The 17,073-nt window shown below is 41.2% G+C and carries 18 protein-coding genes; 10 read left to right on the top strand and 8 right to left on the bottom strand.

Translation table 11 applies throughout. The annotated features are described in order from the left end of the window. Positions 1–213: 213 nt before the first annotated feature. The 3 genes from AC1XUE_RS01735 to AC1XUE_RS01725 all read left to right on the top strand — a co-directional run bounded on the left by AC1XUE_RS01735 (position 214) and on the right by AC1XUE_RS01725 (position 2,949). Positions 214–939 carry a hypothetical protein gene (locus AC1XUE_RS01735; protein WP_483354208.1) on the top strand — a complete coding sequence of 242 codons (726 nt, stop codon included), beginning with the start codon at positions 214–216 and terminating at the stop codon, positions 937–939. A 226-nt stretch (positions 940–1,165) separates the two neighbouring features. After that, on the top strand, positions 1,166–2,110 hold the full coding sequence (locus AC1XUE_RS01730) for a hypothetical protein (protein ID WP_483354207.1): 945 nt from the start codon (positions 1,166–1,168) through the stop codon (positions 2,108–2,110). Positions 2,111–2,127: 17 nt separating this feature from the next. Beyond that, the gene (locus tag AC1XUE_RS01725) at positions 2,128–2,949 is read left to right on the top strand and encodes a DUF5672 family protein (protein ID WP_483354206.1); all 822 of its coding nucleotides are present in this window, start codon (positions 2,128–2,130) and stop codon (positions 2,947–2,949) included. On the opposite strand, the gene AC1XUE_RS01720 is transcribed toward AC1XUE_RS01725, so the two are convergent. After that, on the bottom strand, positions 2,946–3,854 hold the full coding sequence (locus AC1XUE_RS01720; RefSeq protein ID WP_483354205.1) for a glycosyltransferase: 909 nt from the start codon (positions 3,852–3,854) through the stop codon (positions 2,946–2,948). The genes AC1XUE_RS01725 and AC1XUE_RS01720 overlap by 4 nt on opposite strands. Positions 3,855–4,209: 355 nt before the next feature. On the opposite strand from AC1XUE_RS01720, the gene AC1XUE_RS01715 reads away from it, so the two are divergent. Further along, positions 4,210–5,466 (top strand): Hsp70 family protein, encoded by a 1,257-nt coding sequence (locus tag AC1XUE_RS01715; RefSeq protein ID WP_483354204.1) that lies wholly within the window; start codon positions 4,210–4,212, stop codon positions 5,464–5,466. Between the two features lie 83 nt (positions 5,467–5,549). Here the strand turns inward: AC1XUE_RS01715 and AC1XUE_RS01710 are convergent, their stop codons facing one another. Beyond that, positions 5,550–5,861 (bottom strand): hypothetical protein, encoded by a 312-nt coding sequence (locus AC1XUE_RS01710; protein ID WP_483354203.1) that lies wholly within the window; start codon positions 5,859–5,861, stop codon positions 5,550–5,552. A gap of 185 nt (positions 5,862–6,046) precedes the next feature. Beyond that, entirely contained in the window at positions 6,047–6,361 is a 315-nt protein-coding gene (locus AC1XUE_RS01705; protein WP_483354202.1) for a hypothetical protein, read from the bottom strand. Positions 6,362–6,519: 158 nt separating this feature from the next. Between AC1XUE_RS01705 and AC1XUE_RS01700 the strand changes: the two genes are divergently transcribed. Beyond that, complete coding sequence (locus AC1XUE_RS01700; RefSeq protein WP_483354201.1) at positions 6,520–6,894, top strand: hypothetical protein; 375 nt, start codon at positions 6,520–6,522, stop codon at positions 6,892–6,894. 44 nt (positions 6,895–6,938) lie between these two features. Here the strand turns inward: AC1XUE_RS01700 and AC1XUE_RS01695 are convergent, their stop codons facing one another. Then, entirely contained in the window at positions 6,939–8,315 is a 1,377-nt protein-coding gene (locus AC1XUE_RS01695) for a Gfo/Idh/MocA family protein (protein ID WP_483354200.1), read from the bottom strand. Between the two features lie 41 nt (positions 8,316–8,356). After that, positions 8,357–9,031 carry a 3-keto-disaccharide hydrolase gene (locus AC1XUE_RS01690; protein ID WP_483354199.1) on the bottom strand — a complete coding sequence of 225 codons (675 nt, stop codon included), beginning with the start codon at positions 9,029–9,031 and terminating at the stop codon, positions 8,357–8,359. A gap of 171 nt (positions 9,032–9,202) precedes the next feature. On the opposite strand from AC1XUE_RS01690, the gene AC1XUE_RS01685 reads away from it, so the two are divergent. Beyond that, on the top strand, positions 9,203–11,599 hold the full coding sequence (locus AC1XUE_RS01685) for a PAS domain-containing protein (RefSeq protein WP_483354198.1): 2,397 nt from the start codon (positions 9,203–9,205) through the stop codon (positions 11,597–11,599). Positions 11,600–11,605: 6 nt separating this feature from the next. Here AC1XUE_RS01685 and AC1XUE_RS01680 read toward each other — a convergent pair whose 3' ends face one another. Further along, positions 11,606–11,896: a GNAT family N-acetyltransferase gene (locus AC1XUE_RS01680; RefSeq protein WP_483354197.1), complete on the bottom strand. Its 291-nt coding sequence runs from the start codon at positions 11,894–11,896 to the stop codon at positions 11,606–11,608. Between the two features lie 112 nt (positions 11,897–12,008). Here AC1XUE_RS01680 and AC1XUE_RS01675 point away from each other — a divergent pair, with 112 nt between their 5' ends. Next, positions 12,009–12,878, top strand: a complete 870-nt coding sequence (locus AC1XUE_RS01675; RefSeq protein ID WP_483354196.1) for a CE1 family esterase — start codon at positions 12,009–12,011, stop codon at positions 12,876–12,878. Between the two features lie 56 nt (positions 12,879–12,934). Here the strand turns inward: AC1XUE_RS01675 and AC1XUE_RS01670 are convergent, their stop codons facing one another. Next, a complete protein-coding gene (locus tag AC1XUE_RS01670) occupies positions 12,935–14,050 on the bottom strand; it encodes an MFS transporter (protein WP_483354195.1) in 1,116 nt (371 codons plus the stop codon). Positions 14,051–14,446: 396 nt separating this feature from the next. Here AC1XUE_RS01670 and AC1XUE_RS01665 point away from each other — a divergent pair, with 396 nt between their 5' ends. Beyond that, positions 14,447–14,869, top strand: coding sequence for a hypothetical protein (locus AC1XUE_RS01665; protein ID WP_483354194.1), 423 nt, complete (start codon positions 14,447–14,449; stop codon positions 14,867–14,869). A gap of 94 nt (positions 14,870–14,963) precedes the next feature. Continuing rightward, positions 14,964–15,197: a hypothetical protein gene (locus AC1XUE_RS01660; protein ID WP_483354193.1), complete on the top strand. Its 234-nt coding sequence runs from the start codon at positions 14,964–14,966 to the stop codon at positions 15,195–15,197. 54 nt (positions 15,198–15,251) lie between these two features. Here the strand turns inward: AC1XUE_RS01660 and AC1XUE_RS01655 are convergent, their stop codons facing one another. Then, the gene (locus AC1XUE_RS01655; RefSeq protein ID WP_483354192.1) at positions 15,252–16,580 is read right to left on the bottom strand and encodes an acetyl-CoA hydrolase/transferase family protein; all 1,329 of its coding nucleotides are present in this window, start codon (positions 16,578–16,580) and stop codon (positions 15,252–15,254) included. A gap of 218 nt (positions 16,581–16,798) precedes the next feature. On the opposite strand from AC1XUE_RS01655, the gene AC1XUE_RS01650 reads away from it, so the two are divergent. Next, positions 16,799–17,071 (top strand): hypothetical protein, encoded by a 273-nt coding sequence (locus AC1XUE_RS01650; RefSeq protein ID WP_483354191.1) that lies wholly within the window; start codon positions 16,799–16,801, stop codon positions 17,069–17,071. The last annotated feature ends 2 nt before the right edge of the window (positions 17,072–17,073 follow it).

Here is a 17,073-nt window from a genome sequence, read left to right as displayed (position 1 = left end):
TGGCTAAAACATACGGCGCGTATAAAGTATAAGCAATATAAATGGGATCTTGTAAAATATAAACAATATAAATGGGATCTCGTAAAGTACAAGCAGGTTGAATCAACCAATTTTATTGCTAGGGAAAAATTAACAAGCCCAGGCAAAATAATAGAATATGCTGAAAAAAATGGTAGACTTCGGCTATGTCACAGTGGTAACGCTGGAGATATCATGTACGCGCTTCCTACGATACGCCAGTTGAAAGCGCTAATTAATGTTCCGGTGGAGCTTTATCTTAGAATTGGGCAACCATTGAAACTGCCGGCATATAATACACATCCATTGGGAAATGTCAGACTCAATAAAAAGACGGCTGAAATGTTGATTACTTTGATCCGTCCGCAATCTTACATTGACCGATGCGAAATACTTACCGACCAAACCATTGATATTGATCTTGATCACTTTCGGTCAGGTGGTGTGCCAACTAACAAAGGTAATATTGCACGCTGGTGCAGTTATCTCACTGGTGTAAATCCGGTTTTATGGACACCCTGGCTGACCATAGAACCTAATAAAAATTACCGGGATTCCATTGTTATGGCCCGAAGTGAGCGATACAGAAATTATACAATAAGCTACAAATTTTTGAATCAATATAAAGATATTATATTTTTGGGGGTCGAATCTGAATATAAGGACATAAAAAAGGTCATTCCTCACATCCGGTGGGTACAGGTGAAAGACTTTCTCGAAATGGCCCAAATTATTGCCGGTTCAAAGTTTTTTATAGGTAATCAATCTTTCCCTTTTTCCATTGCCGAGTCGTTGAAGATACCTCGCGTTTTGGAGACGTCCTTTGAGGTCATTAATGTAATTCCTGAAGGCGAAAATGGCTATGACTTCTTTTTTCAAGAACATCTTGAATCTATAGTCAAAATGCTGAACGCAAAGTAGCGCTGACTAATACATCTTTTGAACCGATATGGCTGTTACCATACAACGTATGAATGCGGTTAAATCTCTGGATGTGTTAGTTGATTATGTATAATGAAAGCATTAGAGCAAGAACAGCGCATCGCACATCTTGCACTCATTCGATCAAACGGTACTTTTAAAAGACTGATCGAAACACAACTTCTAATTTTAAAAGAAATTAAAGGAATTAAACATAAATACAGGCATGTTTAAAAAGAAAAATCTTTTTGCACGACTTTGGCTGAAACATACCGACAAAATAAAATATAAACAGTACAAATGGGAACTTACGAATTACAAACATGTTGAATTTGCCAATCTGATAAACAATACAGAAAGGTTAACAACTCCCGATAAGATTCTCGAATATGCCAGGAAAAATGGAAAGATACGTCTGTCCCATAGTGGAAATGCTGGTGACGTTATTTACGCCCTCCCGACGATACGACAGATCAAAGAGATTACGAATGTGCCTGTTGAGCTGTATCTGAGACTTGGACAGCCGCTTAAGCTGGAAGGTTATAATACACATCCGCTCGGCAACGTGATGCTGAATGAGAAAATGGCCAATATGCTTATTGCCCTGCTTGCTCCTCAGTCGTACATTGATGTATGTGAAATACTCACGGATCAGGCAGTTGACATTGACTTGGATTACTTCCGTTCCGGCAATATACCAATGGACAAAGGAAACATTGCACGTTGGTGTAGCTACCTTACTGGTGTAAATCCGGTTTTATGGACACCATGGATCACAGTGGAGCCAAATAAATTCTATGCTGATACCATTGTAATGGCTCGAAGCGAGCGTTATCGCAATTTTACAATCAACTACAAGTTCCTAAACAATTATGAAAATATTGTTTTTATTGGTGTTGAATCAGAATATAAGGACATAAAGAAGACCATACCGCATATCAAATGGGTGCAGGTGAATAACTTCATGGAAATGGCGCAGATCATTGCGGGCTCCAAGTTTTTCATCGGTAATCAGTCCTTTCCATTCTCCATTGCTGAGTCGTTGAAAGTGCCGAGGATTCTGGAAACCTCTTTTGAAGTAATCAATGTGATTCCTGAGGGTGAAAATGGCTACGATTTCTTTTTTCAGGAACATCTGCAGTCACTCGTTGAAATGCTGGACAACAAATAACAAACTTGCTTGGTTATATGAAAGAAAAAGAGCAGGTCGCGGTAGTTATTCCATTTTATAAATCGGAACTGACAGCTCTTGAATATATTGCGCTCAAACAGTGCCTGAGGGTGCTGAAGCCATACCCTATTCTGGCGATAAAGCCATCGTCACTTCGTATGGATGGTATTGAAGGGACTGAGCATTTTTCGGAAATCATCTCCTTTGACGATACTTTTTTTCAGGGGATACAGGGTTACAACAGGTTGATGCTGTCACCCAAATTTTATAGGACATTTTTGAATTATGAGTACATACTGATACACCAGCTTGATGCCTTTGTGCTCAGAGATGAATTATCTGAATGGTGTTCGAAAAGTTATGATTACATAGGAGCGCCCTGGCTGAAGCGACTCCCGAATCCTGATATATTTAAGGAGTGGAAAACAAGGCTGAATACGCGCTATCATATATTCCGAAATACCTTTGAAGATGGATTGCCGAGTGACAGGCAATTTGATAACTCGGTAGGAAACGGTGGTTTTTCTTTGCGCCGGGTTACAAAATTCTATCATCTTTCACTCACCTTCAAAGATAAGATTGAGGAGTATCATCAACGCGATGAACATCAGTTTCACGAAGATGTTTTCTGGAGTATTGAAGTAAATCGCATGCGGACAAGGCTCAGAATACCATTTTATAAAACGGCTTTGAAATTTTCATTTGAAAACAGACTGGAGCAATCCATGATGCACACAAAAAACCATCTTCCATTTGGCTGTCATGCGTGGGATCAGCATCTCGATTTTTGGAAACCTTATCTTCATCAATTGGGATACGAGTTGCCTGACCATCTTTAATTGCTCCTCGCTTCCCGGATCCGCTCTTTTCGCACTTTCCACAAATCCAGGTATAGCTTCAGATATATACGAAGAGGAAAAATTCGGGACTTACGACTATAGGAGATAATTTCTTTTAGCTTCGCATAGGAAACGCCTTCATCCAGAGATCTGTTGAAAAATACTTTGTAAGCCCTCCTCTCGTATCGTTTTAATGTACGTTCATCAAGACCGTCCGAATTTACGGGCAGCAGCCATCCCCATTTTTTGTGTACTTTAAGTGTATCCTCCATCCAGGTCTCATCGAAATTACCCTCAGAGAAGTGCTTCAGCAATATTTCATATGTTACTGCCACCTTATATTCCTGATTTACAGCCAGTGAAAAATCAAGGTCATAACCATGAAATTTCCTCAGCAACTGCTCATCGAAGGGATACTTTTCCGCTATTTCTTTTCTGGTACACATCCAACACCCATCTACACAGGCGACTGTAGACAGACTTTCATTACGCGGATTTCGGTAGTCGTGAAATTCGTCCCTTCCCGAATACTTGAAACCCTGAATAAGATTACAATAGAATTCCCCATTAACTTCAAGATCGGCATTGTACCAACTGGACGGAACAATTGATTTATATCCTCCACCAGCTACTCCGACTAACCCAATGTCCGGGTGGGTTTTGAAAATTTGGATTACTTTCGTTCCCCAATCGGATGTTTTCATTTCGATATCCTCATGCGTGAAGCACAAAATTTCGTATTTTGCCTGGCGTGCCCCTATGTTGTAAATCTCACAGATGCCTTTTTGCCCGTTTGAATTATCAATGGCGATAATCTCGTGCTCCACACCTATGGTTTGCGCTATACTCTCGCTAACATCCCGAAGATCATCCGCGTTTGCGGAGCAAATAATTACTGATATCATGTACTCTCGTTTGTCTTAAATATGGCGGGCAATCATCTGACTCAACCGTACAAAGTTATTTAATCTCTCAAATTCATTACTGAATCTTATTTTTTTGTCGCAAGTATACAAAAATCATGACCGCTGTATCACCATTCCTTAGTCAAATCACAACTGATCCTCATATTACTTTATTTGCCTTTCTATCATGATCCGGTTTAGATGGTAATGGTTGTACTACCTGCTGTTTTTTCAGAGTTTATTAAGTTTCTGTATTTAAATATTATTTGCTATAACTCTTCCTCTATTCTACTTCAATCTCGTTGCTATTGACAATGAATAGTCGGAACTTGCTCGGCCAAAATTAAAAATCAATATGACATCAGTCTCCTGCGGCATTGACTTCGGAACCTCTAATTCTAGTATAGCTGTTGCTAACAATTCAAATATATCCCTCGTAGCGGTAGAAGGAACCAGTATTACGACCCCAAGTGCCATGTTCTTTCTTCGAAAAGGAAACGTCCCTTTCTACGGACGTGAGGCAATGAATCAGTTTCTTAGTCGTCAACCAGGCAGATTGATGCGCAGCCTGAAGCGCGTGCTTGGAACTCCAATCATGAAACAGGGTACAATGGTGAATGGGGAGCATATGAGGTTCGATCAGATCATTGCAACATTTCTTCAGAATTTAAAGGAGAAGGCAGACGTCCAGGCAGGTTTCGAAATTGAAAATGTGGTCATGGGACGTCCGGTCAATTTTATCGATAATGACCCTGGAGCCAACGTTCGTGCTCAAGAAGAACTGGCTAAAGTGGCCCGTTTGCTTGGATTCAAAAATATTGATTTTCAGTACGAACCTATTGCAGCTGCATTCGCACACGAAGCTAATGTCAGTGGGGAAAAGTTGGCCCTGGTAGCAGATATTGGTGGTGGAACATCTGACTTTACCGTAATAAAGCTGTCATCCAGGAATATTGGAAAGCCCGACCGTACGGAGGATATTCTTGCCAATACCGGAGTTAGAATAGGCGGTAATGACTTTGACAAAGATTTGAGCCTTTCCGCTATTATGCCTGAGATCGGCTATAAAACCACTTACGGTACTAAGAATCTGGAAGTTCCGCTTCGTCATTATTATGATTTATCAGAATGGAGCAAGGTTAACTTTCTCTACACACCAAAAATCATTTCTCAGACCCGTCAACTTTTATTTGAATCCCACGATAAGACTCGGTACGGACGTTTGCTGCAAGTGTTGGAACAAGAAACGGGACATGCTCTGCTGGCAGTAACAGAGGAGACAAAAATTGCACTAACAGATTCAGATTCCTACGACACACCATTTGCCTTTATTGAGGAAGGATTATCTACGAGTGTCACCAGACAGCAGTTTGATGTAGCTATTGCACAACAGATTGAAAAAGTAGCCGCTGCAGCCAGACAGTGCCTTGCTGATGCAGGAGTAAGCCCCGAACAGATTGAACTTGTCATTTTAACAGGTGGTACCACGGAGGTTCCAGCTGTGCAAGCAGAGTTTAGAAGTCTGTTTCCAAATGCCGCAATAGCTGATGAGAACAAGTTGTCTAGTGTAGGGTTAGGCTTGGCATATGATAGCCAGAATAAGTTCAGGTAAATTTATTTTTGATACAGAAAACGGCCTGCGGATAAACTATCAGTTCATCCGCAGGCCGTCTTGTTATATTTTTCTTATATATGTTATTCGACGTTGTTGCCGTCTTTGTCCAACTTGACCCTTGCGGTTTCTGAACCATTTTTAACATTCAGCTCATAATATTGAGTTTTGTCTGTGTTGGTTATTAAAAACGCCGACACAACTTTCCAACCTTCAAAAGCATCGCTTTTAATTGTATTTTTAACCCCGTCTGGAAGATTCTCAGCCTTTACACTTACCTTCTCCTGAGTAGTGATTTCGGTTGGAGCGTTGTTAGCTTTTACGCTATTGTCAGCCTGCACCGAGGCAAATGAGATGAGAGTCAGGGCAATTGCCGATACTATTAGCTTTTTCATAATCCGTTTTAGTTTTGATTCAAAATATTCTTCATATGGGTTGCTACCCTATGCGAATCATAGCAAAAGAATTTTGCCATTATTCATAATAAACTGATATTCAATTTGTTAAAGTATGTGGCGCTGTCGTTTTGTGTTTAACATACTCCCCGTTTTGTGGTGAAAGTCCTCGGAATCAGCTTCGGTTAGTTAAGTACTTTACCTTCTTTATCCACTTTCATCCAGGTTTCACCATCAGGTTTTTGGACGTACAAATCATAAAATGTTGTCTTATCCGGATTTGTAGTCAGGTAGGCCTTGAGTATGGTCCAGGCCAGTTCGGTATCGTGACCAACGGAAGCTTTTACTTTCTCTGGCAGATCGGCTACATCAACCTGGACTCTTTGTTGCTCTTGTACTACCACTGATGCTATGGTCTGTTTATATGCAATTGCATGGACAGAATTGGTGAAGAAAAACAGGATTGGTAATGCCAGAAGATATTTGATAACGGTTTTCATAAGGACGGATGTTTAATTCAGATTTATACCCGACTATCTAAAAATATGCCTGCATCATTATAAGTAGATATTAAATCTTAATCGCAGGTATAAAATTCGGAAAATTAACTAAATTTGCTACTGTATATAACCAGGTACCTTGTTAAGTATATTGCGCTATGAAATGTTTTATTAAGAGTGTTGGAATTTATTTACTGCTGATGGCCGGTGCGTGTACTTCATCCCATGAGTTGAAAGTTGCTGTAAAAGATTCCGATTCGGAATACCGATTTAATGCTCACTATGACAAGTCAAGAACGGTAGCGGCACAACAGTTGGTGAACCGGTCTGTAAAACCTAACAGAATTTTCGTAGATCACGAAGATGATATTGATAAAGACATAACGCTTGTAGATGGAACAACTTTTCATCTCAATTCTTCGCCGGGTAACATGGAGATTATCTTTGATAAAACTGCAAATACAGCGCATTCCTATGAAATGATCAAAAAGCTGGGGGAATCCATAAAAAAAGTGGTGACTGCTGAGGAATGATTAATGATGGCGAATCTGTGATTAGTAATTCGCCATCATCCGTATCAGCCCTTGGTTAGTTTCATCCTAACCGGATCCCAATGGATTACCTTTTTTTCAAAGTAACTGCTATTGCATGCTAATACAGGTGCTGCAGCTCTGAATCCAAATACAGGATCCTCCACCGTGCCAAGGCTTCCCTTGCGGATGTTGTCGAAAAAGTCTTTGAAATGTGCGACGTGCGCGTCATCCTCTTTGGGGGCTGTGAACCGTACTTCCTTTACTGGTTCTGCTTTACGCGTGTCATCCGGAAATTGTGCGTCATATTGCTTTTTAAACTCAGCCTGTTCTTTTTCTGAAAATGTATTGTAGCTGTCATATCCGCCATAACCCGGTGCCTTGGGTAATTTCTTCTTGGTAAGTATCAGGTTATTCTCCGTAAACTCAATCTGCCCTTCTGTACCAATAATGCGTGTGTTATTAGCAATAGCACCGGCATTGGCAAAATTTACCCTCAGTACCATTTGAAAGTTACTGTGAATGTCCGTTTTAGGATATTCAAGTATTGAAACCATTACATCAGGAACATCACGACCGTCTTTCCAATAACTTAGCTGTCCTGATGAGAAAATTCGCTCAGGACCCATTGAATTTGTTACGAAATGAACACCCGTAATTAAATGCACGAATAAGTCACCCGCTACACCCGTACCGTAATCCTTGTAATTTCTCCACCTGAAAAATCGTTTGGAATCAAAAGCTGTTTTGGGAGCATCGCCAAGAAAGGTATCCCAGTCAAGTGTGGTCAACGAAGCGTCAGTAGGAATGGAATAGTTCCACGCTCCTATCGCATTGAACCGGTCATTGTTGGACTCTACATAGTTAATCTCTCCTATTTCTCCTGCCTGGAAAAGTCTTTTCGCTTCTTTGAAAGAAGCTGAGCTGATTCTCTGGCTGCCGATCTGCATCGTTTTGCCAGATTTCTTCCATGCATCAATGACAGACAGCCCTTCATTGATATGATGTACCATAGGTTTTTCACAGTATACATGTTTGCCGGCAGCGAGGGAGGCTTTAGTAATGTGATCATGCCAGTGATCCGGAGTGACTATCAGCACTGCATCTATATCCTTTCTCTCCAATATTTTACGGTAGTCACGTGATGTGAACACCTCGTTGCCATATATTTCTTTTACCCTTTGAAGTCGTCCGTCATACAGATCTGCTGCTGCAACGAACTCTGTTCCCCCTGATCGTAATGCGGCCTTAGTGTCCTGATGCCCTTGTATACCCATCCCAATCGTTGCAAAACGAATTTTGTCATTGGGGCTGATCTTTTTCAGGTTGGGAATAATATTAAAGGGTTTGGCAAAACTTTCTGTTGCCGCCAAGGCTGATACAGCCGTCATATTTTTTAGAAAAATTCTTCGGTTGCTTTTCATAAGATGCGTATGTGAGTTTAAGATAGTTAAGGTATGTATGCTTATAATTCCTCAATAAAAATATCCATAAAAGCTACGCGTGCCTTGCCACCGCCATGTATCTGTAATGCAATCAGTCCCAACTGCGGTATATGCTGATCAGTTTCTTTGTAATCCACTGTAAGTTTTTTGTTAAGATAAATTCTGATACGACCGTTTTCGCTTCGTATCTGATAGTCGTTCCAATCCCCGGGTTTAAGTAATTTCGCCACCAGTTCAGGTGTAGGGGCAGCCAGCGTCTTGTTTCTTCTTGATTCATCGTACAGGCTTGCCCAGAACTTATCCCCTAAATCTGCTTGATAGCCAGTCATTTCATACGGCGGATTTGTAATTCTCTTACTATGAAACTGTACGCCCGAATTAACAAATCCTTCAGAGCCGGTCAACTTAAATTTAAGATTAAGTCTAAAGTTTCTATAGCTCGTTCTTGTACTCAAAAACTCATTGTGAGGGACTTCATCGTCCAGAGAACCACCTACAATCGCACCACCTGCGACATGCCAGGTTTTTACAGTATCACCCTCCCAGCCTTGAAAGTTCTTTCCATTGAACAGGCTTATCACTTTACTTTCGGGGACGTGAATACTATTAGTAAATAGCCCCAGGATCGCAAAACAGCCCATGAGCCACACTAACTTTTTACGAAGACCTGATATCCATGTCGTCCTGTTTTCCATGTCCGTAGGTGTAAATTTTTCTCAAAAATTATTAATTATAAGTGGTAAATTGTCATATTTACTCTCCTTTTTTGAATTCACTGCAGCAGCAAAGATGTAAGACACAAGGCGCGGCTTAAGGAACTATCTGAAAAATTCTTTTTGCAATGCCCCTTTTACTCATAAGTTATAATGGCCGATAATAATATGCATTCCAATGACAACTTCAAACAGGATAATGAAAGATTTGAGCTTGTAGCGAAAGCAACACATGATATCATTTGGGATTGGGATCTGGTGAGTAACACGTTGTGGTGGAACGAAGGAATGCAGGAATTATTTGGCTACGAAGAGCTTGAACCAGGGCCAGAGTCGTGGTATAACAGAATCCATCCTGATGATAAGGAAAGAGTTGTGAAGCACATTCATGATGTGATAGAGTCCGGTGGCTCTCGTTGGACAGACGACTACAGGTTCCAATGTGCTGATGGCTCTTATGCTTACGTACATGACCGCGGCTATACACTACACGAAAACGGGCGTGCTGTGAGGATGGTTGGTGCGATGCAGGATGTTACCCTGCAACTACAGCATCAGCGCGCGTTGGAAGAAAGCGAGCAGCGTCTGAATTTTGCACTTCAATCTGCACAGTTAGGAACATGGAATCTAAATCCGGAAACAAATCTCGTTGACTGGGATGAAAGATGCAGAGCGTTATTTGGTATATCTCACCAGGACAGTATTGCTTACGATACCATTCTCACAAGAATTCATCCAGAAGATCGATTCCGGGTGCATCAATTGGTATCCAAATCCTTGATGAATGATTCGGAAGGTTCTTATAATATTCAGTTTCGAACAATCGGAATAGATGGGCTTACCCTTCGCTGGCTACAATGTAAAGGGCAGGCTTATTTCAAGAATGGGAAGGTTTATCGTTTTTCAGGAATTGCTCAGGATATCACCGATCTGATTACCAATCAGGAAAGAGCATTTTACGCTGATCAGCAGGCTACAATGACTATAGAGGGTACCGGAGCTGGCTCTTTTCTGGTAGACATGTCGACGAATGAAATCGTTTATTCGCCTACCCTGTGCAAGATTATTACAGGAGAAGTATCTGATTCTTTGTCAAGGAAAACCTTCATCGAACATCTCCATCCTGACGATATTGCTTTGAGGAATGAAGCATATGAAAGAGCCAGGGAAACGGGTGAACTGGATTATGAAGCCCGCTTCATTTGGAAGGATGGTTCTGTACATTGGGCGAAGTCTATTGGCCGTTATCTCTATGATAAATCAGGTAATGTTATTACCCTTTCTGGCATAATACTGGATATCACTGAAAGGGTTGAAGCAGAGCAGAGAGTCAGGGAGAGTGAGAGCCGGTTCAGAAGTCTGATAGAGCAAGCGCCTGTTGCTACTGCTTTGTTTGTAGGACCGGATATGATTGTCGAAATTCCGAATGAGCCTATGATCAAAATGTGGGGAAAGGACGCCGGAGTAATCGGAAAGCCACTTCGTGAGGCCGTTCCTGAGTTGATCGGGCAGCCTTTTCTTGACATTCTCGATGAAGTTTATAAATCCGGAATCGCATATCATGCCAATGGAGCACGAGCTGATCTGATCATTAATGGTATGATGCAAACCAGGTATTATGACTTTACCTATAAGCCATTACTTGACGAAAACGGAGCAGTTTATGCCATCATGGACATGGCTGTCGATGTAACACCTCAGATGATAGCTGCTCAGGAACTGAAAGCAAGTGAAGAACGATATCGGCAATTAGCAGATCAGCTTGAAGCTCGCGTGGTACAGCGTACGAATGAATTGAAGCTTGCCAATCAGGAACTGGTAAACTCCAATACCAATCTTCAGCAATTCGCATATGCCGCCAGCCATGACATGCAGGAGCCATTGCGCAAAATACAATCGTTCAGCTCAAGATTACAATCTTCTTACAGTGATCAACTGGATGAAACCGGAACTTACATGCTGAGTAGAATGCAGGATGCTGCCCACAGAATGTCATTGATGATTGATGATCTTCTGGCTTATTCAAGGCTTAGTAGCAATGTAGATACAGAATTCGTCGCCGTGGATCTGAACAAGGTGATCAAACAAGTTATTTCTGATCTTGAAATTGGTATAGCAGAGCATCAGGCAGAGATAAAGGTTGATAAAATTCCACCTGTTACAGGCAATCCCTCGCAATTGGTGCAACTCATGCAAAATCTGATCAGTAATTCCGTAAAATACAAAGTGCCCGATCAACATCCTGTAATCCGGATTAAAGGTTGGGAAGCAGAACCCGGTGAGCTTGCCAGCATTCCATATCTGTTACAGGACTTAAGATATGTAGCGATATCGGTTAGTGATAATGGGATCGGTTTCGACGAGAAATACCTGGAACGTATATTTCAAATGTTTCAAAGGTTACATGGAAAAGGAGAATACAGCGGATCTGGCATCGGCTTGGCGCTATGTAAAAAGGTTGTCCAAAACCATAATGGCTATATTACAGCACATAGCAAACCCCGTGAAGGTGCAGTTTTTCTAATTTACCTGCCTATGGCAACTGATTGATGCCGGCTACTGTTTCCAGATGTCAGCGTAAAGTTCGGGGTGACGTTTGAACTGTGTATGAACATAAGTACATAAGGGCATGACCGTCAAATTATTTGTTCTGGCATAAGTTACCATTTCTTCCAGCATCAGTTTAGCCATTCCTTGTCCTTCAAATTCCGGATCGACCTCCGTGTGATAGACTGTGAGTGTAGTACCGGATATCCCTATTACCATTTCACCAGCCTTCTCGTCTTTTTCGAAAAGGTAAAAAGCACCTCTCCCCTTTTCTCCAAGTTGCAATTTAACTTCAGCCATAATATCTGTTATTTATCTTCAAACGGAATATGCAGATCAACTTCTTAAAACAAGACAAAATCTGTTAGTTTTACTGCATTACTGTTTAAAATTATTATTCCTTTCAAATCCCATGTATAAAAAAATTTGTTTGGCTGGTCTTCTGTTGGCCACAGCACCCACATTAGCACAACCTGTTGCCGATTCTATTCGGGTCGGAGATCACTACCGTTCATTTTACTATAATGAGCCACAGACAAAAAAATTAAATGGAAGTCTGATGTTCGCTATTCATGGTTCTGGTGGTAATGCAGCCAGCTTCATGCGCAACGCGGAAAAACTTGAGAAGCGGGCTGAAAGTGAGAATTTTATAGTTGTGTATCCACAGGGGTATAAGTCATTCTGGAATGAATGCAGAAAGCATTCGGCAGCGGAAGCCAATAAAATTGATATTGATGAGCAGGCATTTTTTCAAGGGATGATCAATTTTTTCGAAAAAAAGTATTCGATCAATAAAAAAAATGTTTTTGCGTCAGGCTTTTCAGGAGGTGGTCAGATGGCGTACAAAATGGGAATTACTATGCCTGAAAGTTTCAGGGCAATATGTGCAATGGTTGCTAATATGCCAACTGAGGAAAATATGGACTGTGTGGAACGGAAAAAGCCGATAGCAATTATGATTATAAATGGCACAGCTGACCCGGTCAATCCGTATGAAGGAGGAGAAATGAAATCGGCGGGATTAACACTTGGTAATGTTCAGTCCACAGATCAATCTTTTGCATATTGGGCGAAACTCGCCGGATATAATGGTAAGCCCCAAAAGCAAATTGTACCAGATCCAGATCAGTCCAATGATATTACCATTGAAAAATATACATTTAAAGAAAAACGTAAACCAGAGGTAACTTTATTAAAAGTGAATAATGGGAAACACGAGTTTCAAAGTGACATGGATTTCTTCTCTGCTGCCTGGGGCTTTTTCAAAAGACAGATCGAATAGTACCGTAAATAATAACGTCTGAATCTATTTCAGCAGCAACAGGCGTTATTATTATATCAAACCAGACTCAGACGCTTTATATATAGCTGATAAAAACCGGAAGCAGATAACAAACAAAGGACAATTAATGTCACCCACAGTGTATCATAACCCCAGTGGGCCGCGATAAAACCGCCGGATGCCGGTCCTATTACCTGCGCAACAGCCCACGATAGTGAATATACTGCTGAATATTTACCTCTGTTATGCTCACTAGCTCTGTTGATCACAATCGTGCTGATATATGGTAACGTTAGCATTTCACCAATAGTGAACGACAGAACAGCCAGTACACCTGCGATCAGACCCGGTAAGCCCGGAATCAGTAGAGCAAAAAATGCGAACAGGGTGCACAATACGCCGGCTATAATATAGTGGTAATCAGAATGTCGGCTTCTAAGAATTTGGATAAACACCATTTCAAACAGTGCGATTACGATTCCGTTCATCGCGATCAGTAAACCAATTGTCGCCTCTCCGATATGCATTTGTTCTTTCCAAAATACCGGTAAAATTCTGAATATCATGATAAACGCAATCATGTATAAGGTTACCATACCAATAAAGCGTATAAAAAACAGATCCGACCAGGGGGATTTGGATGTCAGAGCTATTTCTGTATTTTCCTCTTCCTGGACTTTATTGATCTTTCCTTCTGGTAATAATATCATGATCAGTACACCCGCCAGTGTATAGACCACTCCATCTACCCAAAAAAGTAAGTCATAGTTGATTGCTGCTAATATTCCACCGACAGAAGTGCCAAAGCCAAAACCAATATTTGTAGCCAAACGGTTAAGCGCATAAGATCTCGTCAGATTTTCATGTGACGAATAAAATGCGATAGCTGAATTATTGGCTGGCTTAAATGCTTCCACAAAAAAGCCCAGAACGACCGTGAGCAGGCATAAATGCTCAAAAGTATTAATTTGAGAGAAAAGTATAAAAAGTAATCCACTTATTAGTAAGCTAACGATCTGCACAGAACGAAAACCAACTCTATCGGACAGATATCCCCCGGCAATCGCACCCAGTACAGAGCCCGCTCCGAAGAGCGTAATAATCAGACCGGCATCTGCAATACTGCGGTTAAGATTTTGAGTGATATACATGCTCATAAATGGTACGGCCATATAGCCGCAGCGATTAATAAGCACCACCATGCTTAATAACCAGGTCTCCCGACTTAAGCCGCTGTATGATTCACGGTACTGTTGAGTAATTGTTTTTATCATAAGTATGTAAATAAAAAATCCGCCCGGATATTGATATCGGGCGGATCGCTAATGTTTTTTTAAATCACTATGTAGCTACTCACGCCAGACATCCTTTGATGACCAGTTGCGAATGGCGCGATAGACGATTTGTGTTTTCATGATGCAAAGCTAAGAGAATTATAGAAAATTTAATAAATGGTTCCGTGGAAATTATGATAGATAAATATTCCAACCTTACTTTCCAACCATTAGCGAATCAACTTACTCATTGTTAATGATTAGCCCTATTTAAACTCCTGATCATCTCTCGCCGTGAAAAACATCCTTCTATTCTTCATCCTAATGCTGACATTTTCCACCTGCATTGATAATGAGATTGGCCCCTGCGCCTGCAAAAGCAATATCAATTGTACAGAGGAATATCGGAACATTATTCTGGAAATTAAAGATGCCGGTGGAAAGCCATATCTGCTAGATGAATACAAAATAACCAGAATAGAAGATGGCCGGGAGATCGTGTTAGAAAGGGATGAATATATCGATATCCGGCAATCGATGGGTAACTACCTTTTAATGGGCGACAAGCACAAATCGTGGACAGATAAATGTGGAAAGGCATTTCGTTTTACAGGTCAGAAAGATGGAAAAGAGGTGATTTCCAAAGACTATCTGATCGCCCACGATTGCTGCCACATCATGGTTAAAGAAGGAGATGTTAAAATTACCATCGAATGATGTAATCGAATTTTAAAACAAATACCATCTTCATGCAACCTTTTTTGTCTGTTGAACATCTTTGGTTCATATTAGCCATGAAAATATAAATTGCATGACAGGTAAAGAACTATTCGATCATTATCAGGCAGCAGCACTGCGCAACGGATTCGGCTCAGCAGAATTCAGCTACGGAAATGTGCTGTTTGAAGCTATGAAGCTGGAAGGAGAAGCTACAGTTTTCAGAAAACTGGAAGAAGCAAACGCAAAGGGTCGGAAAATCCAGCTTGCTTATTCTACTTCAGCCAAAGGGGAGAATACTGAGCCGGACTTAGTTGTGATTGCCTGAAAACAATACAGCCGGGCTAATATACCCGGCCGCATTCAGAATTTATGAGGTAGTTTAAGGGCAGAATACTCTATCAGAAAGACTAGTAACAGCCGGACGCTGATAACTACCAAATCGCTCACAAAAGGCTCTCTCCAGATTTTCTCTATGATTTGGATGCGCAATACTGATCAGCGCACGTGCCCTCTGCTTTAAGCTTTTGCCAAACAAATCCACCATACCATATTCGGTTACCACCCAATGAATATGCCCTCTCGTGGTCACTACACCTGCTCCTTCTTTCAAAAATGGTACAATGCGTGATTCACCTTTTGAAGTTACGGATGGAAGCGCTATAATCGGGGTTCCTCCCTCAGACAACGACGCTCCGCGTATAAAATCCATTTGTCCGCCAATACCTGAATACTGATAGGTGCCTAACGAATCCGCACAAACTTGCCCCGTTAAATCTAACTCAAGTGCTGAATTAATCGCAGTGGCCTTTTGATTTTGACGGATGATACTCGTATCGTTCACATAAGCAATATCCATTACACGAATCGCAGGGTTGTCGTTCACAAAATCATATAGCTTTTTCGTGCCCACCATAAATGACGTGACTGACTTACCCCGGTTGAGCTTTTTCTGACTGTTATTGATTACTCCACTTTCGATCAGCGGAATGACCCCATCCGAAAGCATTTCTGTATGCAGACCCAAATTTTTATGGTTTTGCAGATTTCGAAGGACCTGATCCGGAATGGCACCGATACCTACCTGAATGGTAGCGCCGTCCTCAATTAATGATGCCACATTTTGACCGATCTGAATCATGGCGGGCTTTACATTCAGGGAGTAATCTATTTCCGGCAATTCACACTGATGCCATACCAGTGAATTGATTTTGCTGATATGGATAAATCCGTCACCATGCGTCCGGGGCATGGAAGGATTCACCTGGGCTATTACATGTTTAGCAGAATCTACAACTGCACGCGCAATATCCACAGATGTTCCCAGTGAGCAAAACCCGTGCATGTCAGGCGGGGATACCTGGATCATGGCAACATCAACGGGTAGTTTATCGGTTTTAACCAACTGAGGAATCTGACTTAGAAATACAGGGACATAATCGCCGTAATCACTGTTCACAACTGCTCGTGTATTGGCAGAGACAAAAAGCGAATTGAAGAAAAAGCTGTTGTGGTGAGCCGGGTCATTGAAATCGACATCTCCCAACGTTGTTATACTTATAAATTCGACATTTTTCAATTCCCAATGTCTTTTCTGCAATGCCTGCACCAAATGGATAGGGGTAGCAGCACTACCATGGATAAAGACTCTGTTGCCGGACTGGACCTGGTTTACTGCCTCTTCAGCAGTAGTATATTGGGGAGTATTCATAACCTTTTTGATATAGTAGATTGGATCTGCATTTCAGATATTGACGTATCTCAATACTAAAATTTTCTATACAAATGTCCGTCTGGAGTGGCAGCTTATAAATGATTTAGGCAGTGTTCATTTATGACCAAAGTCAGGGTTGCAGGAATTCCTGATAAATATTAAATGCAGAATACAGTTGGCTTAATTTTTGTGCTTGACTTAAAAAAATCTTTATCATGGACCAAATCGAACAGCAGAGAAAAGATCTGCAGGAGAAAATTTTAGCCAAACGGCAGCAAGTCGAATTCGAAAAGGACAGTATCAGCGACAGTAAGATATCGGATCCGGATAATATCCAAAATCCGGAGATCAGTGAAGAATTCAAGAACTTTTACGATCCCGAGGGGAATGTCATTGAACCTTCCGAATTGAAAGAATTGAGCAGATCAGAGCAAGAGCTCATTTACCTGATAGACAAGCTGAACAAACTTAACAAGGAACATAGTTAGTA

This window comes from Dyadobacter sp. HNCC25DJ187 (genome assembly GCF_056895255.1).
Note: the sequence above shows the minus strand (reverse complement) of the source record. Positions and strands in the feature narration are given on the sequence as shown.